The 12,504-nt window shown below is 32.8% G+C and carries 8 protein-coding genes; 5 read left to right on the top strand and 3 right to left on the bottom strand.

Annotated features, from left to right (window positions below):
* Positions 1-74 precede the first annotated feature (74 nt).
* Positions 75-1,127 carry a hypothetical protein gene (locus ACPWTF_RS06680; RefSeq protein WP_427874905.1) on the top strand — a complete coding sequence of 351 codons (1,053 nt, stop codon included), beginning with the start codon at positions 75-77 and terminating at the stop codon, positions 1,125-1,127.
* An 85-nt stretch (positions 1,128-1,212) separates the two neighbouring features.
* Positions 1,213-2,070, top strand: coding sequence for a hypothetical protein (locus ACPWTF_RS06675; RefSeq protein WP_427874904.1), 858 nt, complete (start codon positions 1,213-1,215; stop codon positions 2,068-2,070).
* 162 nt (positions 2,071-2,232) lie between these two features.
* On the opposite strand, the gene ACPWTF_RS06670 is transcribed toward ACPWTF_RS06675, so the two are convergent.
* A complete protein-coding gene (locus ACPWTF_RS06670; protein WP_427874903.1) occupies positions 2,233-5,964 on the bottom strand; it encodes a metallophosphoesterase in 3,732 nt (1,243 codons plus the stop codon).
* 26 nt (positions 5,965-5,990) lie between these two features.
* On the opposite strand from ACPWTF_RS06670, the gene ACPWTF_RS06665 reads away from it, so the two are divergent.
* Positions 5,991-7,178 carry a Pycsar system effector family protein gene (locus ACPWTF_RS06665; protein WP_427874902.1) on the top strand — a complete coding sequence of 396 codons (1,188 nt, stop codon included), beginning with the start codon at positions 5,991-5,993 and terminating at the stop codon, positions 7,176-7,178.
* Between the two features lie 166 nt (positions 7,179-7,344).
* Here the strand turns inward: ACPWTF_RS06665 and ACPWTF_RS06660 are convergent, their stop codons facing one another.
* The gene (locus ACPWTF_RS06660; RefSeq protein ID WP_427874901.1) at positions 7,345-9,714 is read right to left on the bottom strand and encodes a GAF domain-containing protein; all 2,370 of its coding nucleotides are present in this window, start codon (positions 9,712-9,714) and stop codon (positions 7,345-7,347) included.
* 227 nt (positions 9,715-9,941) lie between these two features.
* Between ACPWTF_RS06660 and ACPWTF_RS06655 the strand changes: the two genes are divergently transcribed.
* Positions 9,942-10,694, top strand: coding sequence for an SDR family oxidoreductase (locus ACPWTF_RS06655; protein ID WP_427874900.1), 753 nt, complete (start codon positions 9,942-9,944; stop codon positions 10,692-10,694).
* Between the two features lie 70 nt (positions 10,695-10,764).
* Positions 10,765-11,346, top strand: a complete 582-nt coding sequence (locus ACPWTF_RS06650; RefSeq protein ID WP_427874899.1) for a TetR/AcrR family transcriptional regulator — start codon at positions 10,765-10,767, stop codon at positions 11,344-11,346.
* Positions 11,347-11,437: 91 nt separating this feature from the next.
* On the opposite strand, the gene ACPWTF_RS06645 is transcribed toward ACPWTF_RS06650, so the two are convergent.
* Positions 11,438-12,496 (bottom strand): nucleoid-associated protein, encoded by a 1,059-nt coding sequence (locus tag ACPWTF_RS06645; protein ID WP_095931005.1) that lies wholly within the window; start codon positions 12,494-12,496, stop codon positions 11,438-11,440.
* Positions 12,497-12,504: the final 8 nt, after the last annotated feature.

Here is a 12,504-nt window from a genome sequence, read left to right as displayed (position 1 = left end):
CCAAGTTGATTTTTGTTACTTTAAATTCTAACTTTAAATCGTATTGATGTAAATTTGTAATAAAGATATTCAAAATGAGCGAGCCTTTAATGGTTTTAAAAAAACCGTCTTACCCTTTAACACAGCCACTTTTAAGCTATTTAGAACGATACGAACGTATTTCTAAAGTTTCTGTGTTTTATGATGACTTGCTTCGTTTTACGGGTTCTATAAATGTTTATGACAAATATGATAACGATACACTCTGGATTCGGGTATATTACGGTGAATTTGAGCGCAATGAAATTGATTTAAATCTAAAAAAAATATATTCGCTTCTGCATTCTGATGGAAATAGCGAAATCATTCAATTTCTGAATGTTGATGCTATTGATTATTGTACTTTCGGAAATTCGAAGCCTTTTAGAATCAAAGTTCGAAATATTCTCAATGACAACTATGTTCATTTTTACATTAAAAAAGCAGATGCTTCCCGTATTTACGGATTAGAATTGGAAGATATTCTTTCGCCAGATAAAATCAACTTTTTGGTTTATAAAGATACCTTGATCGAAGAGCATATTATCGGAATTCCAGGGGATGTTTTTATGGACACACTTCTGGATAAATGCAGCGAAATGGAGAAAGCGCAGATTGCAAAAGAATTTGTAAAATTTAACGAACGCTGTATGATTCGTCTTTTGGGAGATATGCGCGCTTACAATTATGTAATTGTTCCAATTCACGATTTTGATCAGGTTGTTTATAAAATTCGTCCAATCGATTTTGACCAGCAATGTTACGAAGGGAATTTTAAAGTTTATCGCCCGCAGTTTTTTAAAGAAAATTTCCCAATGATTCAGTTGATCAAAGAGAAATTAGAAGAACGTTCCATTATTCAGTATAAAGATGAAGAAAGAGCAATTTTGGCAAAACGTATTCATTCTGCCGAAACCAGAATAAAAAAATTACTGAGTATAATGTGTCACGATACCATTTCTACTCATGAACATCTGACGCAGTTAAAAATGGAATTGTATCGTTACACGAACGATATGAAATTTAAAAATGCAAAATCAATGGGGCACGTTATGCAAGCCGCGTTTGAATTTATTACACGTAATTTTAAAAACACTAACTTAGTTTAAAGTTTTAGCCACAGATTTCACAGATTAAAAGAATTTTGAAATCATTATAATCCTTTTAATCTGTGGCAAAATAAAAAATAATATTATGAAAAAATCTTTTTTAGTAGCCGTTTCTATAGTTTTATTGGCGTGTCAACAGCAGTCAGATAGCAAATTAAAAGAACTTTATTCCCTTCCGAAAAAATTAAAAGAAGTTTCGGGAATTGCCTATTTTCCTGAAACGAATTTGCTTTACACTTTAGAAGATAGCGGAAATAAAAATGCTATTTACGCCCTTGATTCTAAAGGAAAATTAGCTAAAACAATCACAATTTCTAATGCTACAAATGTCGATTGGGAAGATATTACAAAAGACAAATCTGGAAATATTTATATCGGAGATTTCGGAAACAATGATAACGAAAGAAGAGATTTGTGCATTTATAAAGTTGCAAAAAATCAATTGAATAATGATTTGGCCAAAGCCGAATATAAAATTTCATTTTCGTATCCAGAACAAAAAGAATTTCCGCCTAAGAAAAAAGAAATGTTCTACGACGTTGAAGGTTTCTTTGAGCAAAATGGGTATTTCTATCTTTTCACCAAAAACAGAAGCAAAGGTTTTGACGGAACTGCTTTTATCTACAAAATAAAAAATGCTGCTGGAACTCACAAAGCAGTGAAAATAGGCGAATTTAAAACGTGCAACAATTACAACCATTGCGTATTAACAAGTGCAACAATAAGTCCAGACGGGAAAAAAGTGGCTTTATTAAGTCATGATAAAGTACTTTTATTTAAAGATTTTAAAGGAGATTTATTCCATAAAGGAACGCATACAGAACTAAATCTAAATCACTTCTCACAAAAAGAAGCCATCGTTTTTAAAGACAACAATACTTTATTAATCGCCGACGAAAAAACAAATAAAATTGGAGGAAAGGTTTATGAGTTTAGACTCTAAGATTCTAAGATTCTGAGATGCTAAGGTTCTAAGTCTTAAAGCAAAAAAAGTAGCCACGAATTCACGAATAATTTAATTAAAATTCGTGAATTCGTGGCTGTTTTTTTAAACTCAGAGCTAAAAAACTTAGAATCTCAGCATCTCAGAACCTTAGCAACTTTTTTAAAAGCTATATGCCGCTCCAAAAATCACCCTTCCAATTTCGTCAGGAGATTTAAAATAAGAAATTCTGGCTGTGATAACATTTATGGCATTCAACCAAAGTCCGCCACCGTAATCGTGATGCCATTTTTTAGAATCTTCGCCATCAAGCCAAACTCTTCCGTAGTCGAAACCACCTAAAATTCCGTATGTAAAAGGAACAATCGTTTTGCGGATTTTTCCAATACTTAAGCGTAAATCTGAACTTTGAGAGAAATACGAACTTCCTAAGAAACGCTCATTTCTAAAACCTCGTAAATCGGTATCACCACCAAGAGAAGCACCTTGATAGAATTCGTAATTATTGTTGAAAATAGCCTTTCCTTTTACGTAAGTAGCCAATATCAATTTTCCGTTATGATCAATCTTGTGTGTAAAACCTAAGAAACTCTCCAGAGTAGGGAAATTTTTCTTAGTATCATCCAAATTCGTTGTCCAAGTGGCAGCAACCATAAAAGCCATACCTAAAGTTGGTTTTGCAGCGAAATCTGAATTTTTAAAGAGATATTTTATCTTTAGACTTCCAAAATTCTGGCTATTAAATACATCAGGATTTACGATTCCAGGAATATTAATATATCGGTTTTCGGTTTCTTCAACTGTCATTCTCTGAAAAATAGGCTGTATGCTAAATTCACTTCCATATCTTCCAACGTGTCTCACAGCACCCGAGGCATTAAATTTTCTAATACGAACACGATTATAATCCAATCCTAAATCATCATCATACTGCGATTCATTTCCATAACCAAAATAGTTCATGGCAAAGTTTGGAGTCGTATATAAAGATTCCACATCAATAACCCATTTTCCTAATAAGCCTGGGAAATGTGCTGCATAATTAAATTCTAAACCACCGGTAGCGAAATAGTAAAAAGCATTAAAAATATGTCTTTGCGTGTAAGGATTTTGTTTAAAATTATTAACGGTATAATTTAAGTTAACGCCCATTTTTACACCATCATCAGGATTATATCCAATGTTCGGAAGTCCAGCAATTACGTTGTATTTAGGTTTTTCGTAGTTATACAAATTAACATCATAGTCATCTGTCAGTTGCGTTTGTGCCTTTGAATCTAAGTTATAAGTGTTTTCTTTTGATTTGAAGTCGTAAACAATCACTTTTCTTCCGTTTTCAATGTTATAAGTGTCATTGTTTTGACCTCCAATCAAACGAATTTTAATGCTTGATTTTTCTTCCCCTTTTACTTCAAAAACATCATTATCGTCTAGTCCGTAAATCCAAAGATTTTTGGTTTTATCATCCGTTACATTTTTAGTGTAAAGCAATTCATCTCCTTCTTTTTTAATTCTGAAAACCTGAATTTCAATTCCTTTTTTTACATTATGGTTTAAAACAAATTTGTCTTTTTTGTCTGTTCCAGCAATCATAATGGTTTTGCTTAAAACATCAGAATATCTGCGAGCATACTTTTGAAGATCTCTTTTTCTGCTTTTTAGTTTTGCTTTTATTTCATCGACCGTTTCATCCTGAACTTCTTTAGGCATATTTTTGAAAGCCTCATCAATATCAGCATCTGTCAAGCTTTCCTGAATATATTTAGCCTGTTCAACCCAATCTTTTTCTTGAGCAGTTTTTAAAAATGCCAAATCCATCGGGTAAGGTTCTCTTCCAAGCCATTTCACATTGATTCTGTCGCCTTTAAAAGAACGCATATGACGAAGCGGAGGCATATTCATTAAAAGGGAAAGCAAAGCACCATCGTATTTTACAAAAGCCTGATCACGATCTCTCGGAATTGGTCTATAAATTACTTTTCCATCTTCTTTGTATTCAGCCCAACGCCATTGATCGCTGTGTCTGTCCCAATCTCCTAGAAGGATATCAAATAAACGTGCTTTTATATATTCTTTTTCATCAACCCCATATTTCTCATCTTTATGAAGATTTAGCATCATATCATCAGTTCCGATGATGTTGCTTGGCTTACCGAAATTTTTACCATCCAAATGATTATCAGCCGGTCTTTCTTCTACCATATATAGTTGATCTCCAAAACTGGCATTAAATTCGCCCAAACCATTTTGTTTCGGAATATAATATAAAATCGGATTGGTATGTCTCAAACCAATTTGATCAGACATGCTCCCAATTGCAAAAGAAGAATAGGGGTGAGAAGTCGTATAAAAATCAAATAAGAAATCTTCTGCATATGTTTTTTGAAAATCATTTACCACATATTGATCTTTAAAAGCTACTGATTGTAAAAATACAGTGGCACTTTTTTTCATTGCACGCATTACATATTCACGTCCTTGAGGATCAGACATTCTTAAGGAAACCGATTGATGTCCGCCGCCTTCGCGAATTGGTTTCAAGCCACCTTTTAAAGTATCAACCGTTGCTGTTGTAGCTTCAATTGGCATACTGTAATATTTTCTGTAATGTTGCCCAAATAAAAATCTGTGAAACGCACCTTTTTGAGTCATTTTTGGAGAATAAATAGAAGTGGTCACTGTAGAAGGAAATTTATTCGGAATATCTGAAGCCCAGTTAATCTCTTTAGCTTTTATAATTTCACGTTCAAAAAGAAGCTTCTCTTTGTTGTTTTCATTTCCATAGTACGAAACTTTAGCATCACCGCTTTTAAACATTGTTAAGACAGCATAACCATTTCCGCCATATGAAAAATCATAAGGATTAATGGCTCTTGCGGCTTCAGATTTTGATCCTGCACCACTAATGATCTGCTGAATGTTTTCTTTACTGATATATTGCAGATTGTGATCGTGTCCAGAAACTACAATGACATTTTTCTGCTTTTGTAAAAGTGTTTTTATTCTTTTAGCATAAATAGTATATTGCTTATTTTGAATATCCTGCGGACTAACTCCAGATGTTTTTCGAACTAAATTAATAAAAGAGCCAATTACCGGAAGCGGAATTTTCTGTTCTAGAGGGAATAATTGTTTTTCTAACGAAAATTGTCCACCGTGGGTTCCATTGCTTAATAATGGATGATGAATAGCTAAGACAACTGTCTTTTCTTGATTTTTGTTTAAAAGGCTTTCTAATTCTTCAAAAAAAGCTTCTCTAGTTTTTATTTCACAATTATCATTTATAGTTGGATGATCGTTCCAATCCTCCAAAAACCATTCACTATCAACAGCTATCAAAGTAGTAACGCTATCAATTTTTACATCTTCAATCGGGCATGATTTTCTCGGAAGAAATCCTTTTTTGTCGTTCAAATATTTCGTTACAAAATCGGCTTGACGTTCTAAACCTTTAATTCCGCTGTACCAATCATGATTTCCGGGAATTACAATGGTTCTTCCTTTAAAACCTTCCGTTAATTTTAATTGATTCGTCAGTTTAGTTTCTGCTAAAGCCTTGTCTTCAGGTTTTTTGTTGCCTGGAAAACCTTTAGGGTAAATGTTATCTCCCAAGAAAAGAAGTGTCGATTTTTTATTTGCTTTTTTCAGCTTTTGGTGCAAAAGTTCTAGCGTTTGTTGCGCTTGTTCTTCGTCGGCATTTCCAGCATCTCCAACAAGAAAAAATGTATGTGCAATTTTTATAGTGTCAGTTGCGTTTTCTGTTTCGTTGGCACTAACGTTTTTCCCGTACTGCGGTTTGCGCGTAGAACAAGAGTAAACGATGAATAGGGCCATAATTGCCAAAGAAAAGTTTTTAATCTTGGCAATAAAATGATTATCCAAAAACAATTTCATAATTTAGTGGTATAAAAATATTCTTTATGAATCTAATAGAACAATCCGAAGATTTTGTCGGTAATTTACTCAAAGATAAACTTTCTAATCTATATTCTTACCATAATTTTAATCATACTTTTACGGTGGTTACAGCGGTAAAAGAACTTTGTAAAAAAGAGGATGTAGAAGGCGAGGACAAAGAGGCACTTTTGGTTGCTGCATGGTTTCACGACACTGGATATATAGAAGGATATGAAAATCATGAGCAGAAAAGCACTGAAATTGCTGCTGACTTTTTGCGCGAAAAAGGAAAGTCGGAAGAATTTATTGCGCTTGTTTCAAGTTTAATTTTAGCGACAGTTAAAGAATATGAACCTAAAACGCATCTTGAAAAAATTATAAGAGATGCCGATTATGCGCATTTAATGGGAGCGGAATATGCTACAACTTGTGAATTATTGCGTCTGGAATTGAAAAATGCAGGAATAGTTAGTTTTTCTAATGCCGAATGGACAAGAGAAAATTTGAATTTCTTGTTGAATAAACATAGGTTTTATACCGATTACGCTTTAAGAAAATGGCAACCTTTGAAGGAAAAAAATCTCTTAATGATTCAGAAAAAAATCAATAAGCAGGAATTGAAAGCCGCTGCTGCACTTGAGGAAGAAAATAAAAAGAAAGAAAAAGCTGAAAAAGCTGAAAAACCAGACCGCGGAATTGATACTCTGTTTCGTGTCACTCTCGGAAATCATACTCGTCTAAGCGGTATTGCAGATAGTAAAGCCAATATATTATTGTCGGTAAATGCGATTATTATTTCGATTGCCTTATCTTCTATTATTCCAAAATTAGACAGTCCAAAAAATGCACATTTAGTTGTTCCTACTTTTATTATGCTGATGTCTAGTGTAATCACCATTATTTTTGCGATTCTTTCTACGCGTCCAAAAGTAACTTCTGGATTTTTTACAAGAGACGATGTGGAAGCTAAAAAAGTGAATTTAATGTTTTTTGGAAATTTCTATAAAATGCCTCTTGAAGATTACGATTGGGCAATGAATGAAATGATGAAAGACCGTGATTATTTGTACTCAACCATGATCAAAGATTTGTATTATCTAGGATTGGTTTTACAGCGAAAATATAATTTACTCCGAATTGCCTATAACTTTTTTATGTTCGGAATCATCATAACCGTAATCGCATTTGTGATTGCTTTTAAATCCATTTAAAATTAGACGCAGATTTTACGGATTCGCTATCGCGAAAACGCGGAAAAAAAACGGATTTTTAATCTAAAAACAAATAAAAAAATCTGTGTTCATCCGCATTTTCGCGATAGCGAATCCGTTTTATCCGTGTTCAATACATCATCGCCAACAAAAAAAGCTCAACTATTTAGTTGAGCTCATCTAATAAATCCTGATAAGTTATTTTTTTAATTCCTGGGTCTACATTATTATTGATTACTTTAACACGAATCGCTCTTAAACCTGAAACTCCCTGAAGATCTTCAACTTCAAATTGTTCAATAGAAGGTTCAAGAATTTTCTTGTGCTGTAAATATTTAATGTATTTTAAGTATTCTGCTTCTTCGCTATTTTGAGAATATACAATTGTGATTTTTTCTTTCTCCGTAATTCTTTCGTTTGTTCCTTTAATATGCGATTTGTCAATTCGTTTTTTAACGACTTCATATCTTGCATTATAAGTTCCATCAACGTCAAAACGTTTTTCATCCATTCTAAAACGGATTGAAAGGGCAGAACTGAAAACCAAAATCAACGAAGTAACATCCAATTCGTAAGGCAGAGATTCTTTAAGATCATGATGCTCTAATTCCATTTCGCATAAAGTCTGCAATTGCCATAATCGAAGATTGTGCAGATACATGATATCGAATGGTTTTGTTGGCGAAATTGAAGCTCCAATATATAAATTATGTTCTACACCATCTGTTTTAAAACGTTCGTAATAATGCGGATAAATCTGTTGCGCTTCAACTTGTTTTCTGTCTAAAACAGTTGCCAATCTTTTATTGATAATTGACATTGCATTGTCGAACTTTTTTCTTTCGTGGTAAAACATTCCGGTTTTTTCATCCAGTTTTTCAAAGTACAATTTTTCCAGTTTTTCGCTTTTTGCATTGCTTTTGGTATTTTTTAAGATCGGATGAATTTCTTCTTCAATATAACGCTGAACATGTTGTTCTGTATCTGCTTTTAACGGAAAATCCAATTCGCTTCTAAGTGATTCCAGTTCAAATTTTCTCTGTTCCAAAAGAACAAGATTCGAATTAGATTCTTGATTATCAAAGATCTCCAAAAGAGCTGTAAGCTGACTTTTTAAATCAATTTTTACCGTTTCATTTCGGTGTTCAGACGAACCTTTAATATCTATTTGGCCATACAGCGGATATACATTTTTAAAGACAATTTCTTTAAAAATATAATCTTTAGTATGGTTCATATTCTGAAAGTAATTCTGCGATTCCCTTTTAAATTTCCAATAAACGCTAGGGTGAATTGTAGTATATTCTCGCTGAATTATCGCCTCGATCTGATGTTGCATATCAGTATTGTAGCGATCAATTGTGTCAGTTAAATAGGGAAGAACCAAGTCTAGTTTTGTAGCATTTACGCTGTTTAAATCTCTCGGATTTTCAGAAACCAATTCGACAACACCCAATAAATGTCCGCTTTTGATAACGGGAGCAAATATGCAACTCTGAATTCCTTGTTGTAGTAAATGTTCGCCAAGTCTTTTATTGGTTTGTTCTTCAGTGAATTTGCTGACATTAGAAATAACGAAAGGCTCTCTATTGTCCAGTAAATTTTCAAAAGAACATCCAAAAAAAGCATTTTTGCAATCTACTTCCTGATCAGAAGAAAGTAAGAAGCTTTTCATTTGATTTTCGTATTTTGCTGGTCTGATAAATTTCTCTTCCTCTGGGTTGTAAATAATAAATCCGACTTTTAAATTAGAAAGATTAAAAATGGACTGAAAAATATTAGAAACTTCCTGATCTGTAGCAACTGTTTTTGGTTCAGGCTTTAGCAAATTACTTTTCAAAATAGAAATAGCACTTTCTGTTGTGGCATCAAACAAAGAAACAATTCCGAAACCTCTTAAAATCCAACTTCCTTTCGGGAACTTAGATTTCCACAAATTAATATCATTATAATTATCAATCAATTGATCGATATCTTCTTGAGTTAATGGTATAGAATTTTCAGTTGGAATAATTTCCATGAAATCAGCATTGTACAAAATTCTATAATGCTTTTCAATACCATTTTCATCTGGAATGTCATAAAAAAAGGGCTGATTGAAATCGATATGCTGTTTGTAATAATTGCTTAAAATTAAACAGCAGTTATTGATGTAAAATTGATGTTCGCTAAAATCACGAATTTCCATATAAAATTCGTCTCCCGCATTTTTCAAAATTTTCTTGAAACGCTCCGTATAATTGAAAGAGATATTTTGAAATGGAATCGTTACCGCTTTTATTTCGTTGTGCGTCAATGCAGTCGGAAATAAATCGGCTAATATATTTTTAATTAAAGCTTCATTGTTTTTGATAACCGAATAATCCTGGATTCCAGTCCTAAGTTCCGGAATTAATTCAATCTGTTCTAAAATTGCTTTGGCATAGTTTGATCTGTAATCAATGTCTGATTGTGCAATTTCTTCAAAAGATTCAATTAGCTTATGAAATGATATTATAGTGGTAAAAGGACTTTCTTTAAAAAATTGAATATCCATCTGAGTAATTTTTTAATGCAAAATTAAGGATAAATTAAGAATACTCGACATTTTTCGATTTCTTTCCTCTATAGTTAAATAGTTGTTTCCCTTAGAATTAAAGGGTTTCAAGAAGCTCTTTTCTATTTTAACTAAAAATTAACATTATTAATAACGGAACGATCGTTCCGTTATTATATCTTTGTACTGTAATAATTGAATAATCAATAACTTAAAAACAAATAAAAATGAAAAGTTTAGAAAACAAAGTAGCAATCGTGACAGGTGGTAATAGCGGAATTGGATATGCAGCTGCAGCCGATTTTGTATCAAAAGGAGCAAAAGTAATTGTAACGGGAAGAAACAAAGAAGCTTTAGCGAAAGCGGAAACAGAATTGAAAGTTACAGGAATTGTAGCCGATCAATCTGATTTAAAATCAATTGATAATTTGGTTGATGAAGTAAAAGCAAAATTCGGAAAAGTGGATATTTTGTTCTTGAATGCAGGAATAGCAGCTTTTGCGCCTCTAGATTCAGCTTCAGAAGATCACTATGATAGTATCATGAATGTGAACGTGAAAGGAGTTTATTTTACCGTTCAAAAAGTATTGCCAATTTTAAACGATGGAGGTTCAATTATCTTTAATACTTCTGTAAATGCTCATGTTGGAATGCCAAATTCTAGTGTTTATGCCGCAAGTAAAGCAGCCGTATTATCTTTAAATAAAGTTTTTGCTGTAGAATTGGCTTCAAGAAAAATTAGAGTAAACGCAGTTTCTCCTGGTCCAATTGAAACACCATTGTACGGAAAAGTTGGTTTAGAAAAAGAAGAAGTAGAAGGATTAGGAGCTGCTTTAGGGGAGAAAATTTTATTAAAACGTTTTGGACAAGCTGCAGAAGTTGCAAAAACAGTTAGTTTCTTAGCTTCAGACGATGCTTCTTTTATAACTGGATCTGAAATTGTTGTTGATGGTGGACTTATCGTAAATAGCGTATTATAATTTTTTTGACTAATTCAGGAACGATTGTTCCGTATTTTTATATCTTTGTAAATGAATTTAATTTGATGTCATGGCTAGAACGAAAGAATTTAATGAAGATCAGGCTTTAGATAAAGCAATAGAAATTTTTTGGCACAAAGGTTACAACGGAACTTCAGCTCAAGATTTGGTAACTCACTTAGGTTTGAGCCGTTCTAGTTTGTATGATACTTTTGGCGATAAGCCGCAATTGTTTACAAAGTCTTTACAGCGTTATCAGCAACAATCGCAAGATACTGTCAAAGAGCTTTTAGAAAAATCTGAAAATGTTAAAGAAACATTACAGGCTATTTTTAAGCAAGCTGTAATCGAAAGTTTGGAAGACCGAATTACAAAAGGCTGTTTTATGGTTAACTCATCTGTAGAATTGGCTATGCACGATGAAGAAATTGCCAATATTGTAAAAAGCAACAGCCAAACGATGGAAGAAGTTTTTACAAATGCCGTTAAAAAAGGGCAGGAAGCTGGACATATTTCCAAACAGCTGGATGCAAAAGTTTTGGCTCGATTTATCTTTAATAATTATTCTGGAATTCGAGTCTTGGCTCGCGCTGGAGAAAGAAACAAACAAGTTTACGATGATATTGTAAAAGCCGTATTTTCGGTTTTATAACATTAAAATTTAAGACAATAAAAAAACGGCAGTTACATTTGTAACTGCCGTTTTCTGTATTAATAAGTAAGTAATAGAAAATGAAAACTTCTTAGCTTTTTTCTTCTTTGTTGAAGTAAACTAAGTAGTAATACATTTGTTTTTCTTCATCCCAGCCTTTTTCAACAAATTTTTCTGCGCTTTCAGGATTAATAAAATCCATTTTAATCTGAATATGAGTATCCAAATTAATTACATTTTTAATCGATTTTCTAGCGTCAGAAACTGCTGCGTTGGCAATTGGGAATGAGGTAACATCTTCGATGCTGTATTTTTCTCCTTTATCAACTTTATAGTTTTTAAATTCAGGGATCAAATCAGGATTATCAATTACTTCATTCAAGAAATTCTGTTCTTCAAACTGATCATTTTTAGCGAAATAATTCACAGATCGGTTCATAAACATTACTTCCTCTTTCTTGTCTTCTGCTGGCAAAACCACGTCTTTTGCGAAGTTTTGACAGAATTTCAAATATTTTTTAGTGATGAAATTTTCATCTTCAAAAGCATCTACAGATAAAAAGTGCTCTAACCAGTAACGTGCATCATAACGGTTGCTGTCTACAGTCAGGATTTTGTATCCTTCTTCTTTTTTGTAGTTGAAGATCAAACATCCTTTGTCTAATTTATTCAAGTTGATTCCCTGTTGTAAAATCATCTCAAGGTTACTGTTATTTTCTTCAAACTGTAAAAAGTCTGCTTGTAACTCACTTTTAAAAATTCCGATTGCATCAACAACATTGTTGTCAATACTTAAGTTTGTCAAATAAGTTACATAAACCTCTCCGTTTTTAATGTGCGGGTGATTTGACTGCTCGTATAAATGTTTTGTGATGTTTTTAGAAACTTCATGAACATTTGACGGATTTGCAAAAATCTCAGTTGCATACTTAAACATGTCGTTGTAGTCCAAGTCCACTTCGTGTGCAAACTGATAATAGTTTTCTTCTTTTTCTCTAAAAGGCTTAAAAAAGAATTCTTTAATCAAAGGAACAATTTCATCATTTAAGTTGAATGGTTGCTCTGATAAAAAAATAGCTTCATTACGACTTTTGTTTCCAACGCGGTGTATGGAAAGGGTGTCGATGTGGGTATTGAATAAGTTTATCATCTTTAAGG

The sequence above is a fragment of the Flavobacterium sp. MMS24-S5 genome (genome assembly GCF_050320125.1).
Classification (GTDB): Bacteria; Bacteroidota; Bacteroidia; order Flavobacteriales; family Flavobacteriaceae; genus Flavobacterium; species Flavobacterium tyrosinilyticum.
This window is presented reverse-complemented; position numbering and strand designations above follow the sequence as displayed.

What these genes read in the sequence shown, in the direction of transcription:
- ACPWTF_RS06680 (WP_427874905.1), top strand. Translation starts at nt 75, where the DNA reads ATGAGCGAGCCTTTAATGGTTTTAAAAAAACCGTCTTACCCTTTAACA.
- ACPWTF_RS06675 (WP_427874904.1), top strand. Translation starts at nt 1,213, where the DNA reads ATGAAAAAATCTTTTTTAGTAGCCGTTTCTATAGTTTTATTGGCGTGT.
- ACPWTF_RS06670 (WP_427874903.1), bottom strand. Translation starts at nt 5,964, where the DNA reads ATGAAATTGTTTTTGGATAATCATTTTATTGCCAAGATTAAAAACTTT.
- ACPWTF_RS06665 (WP_427874902.1), top strand. Translation starts at nt 5,991, where the DNA reads ATGAATCTAATAGAACAATCCGAAGATTTTGTCGGTAATTTACTCAAA.
- ACPWTF_RS06660 (WP_427874901.1), bottom strand. Translation starts at nt 9,714, where the DNA reads ATGGATATTCAATTTTTTAAAGAAAGTCCTTTTACCACTATAATATCA.
- ACPWTF_RS06655 (WP_427874900.1), top strand. Translation starts at nt 9,942, where the DNA reads ATGAAAAGTTTAGAAAACAAAGTAGCAATCGTGACAGGTGGTAATAGC.
- ACPWTF_RS06650 (WP_427874899.1), top strand. Translation starts at nt 10,765, where the DNA reads ATGGCTAGAACGAAAGAATTTAATGAAGATCAGGCTTTAGATAAAGCA.
- ACPWTF_RS06645 (WP_095931005.1), bottom strand. Translation starts at nt 12,496, where the DNA reads ATGATAAACTTATTCAATACCCACATCGACACCCTTTCCATACACCGC.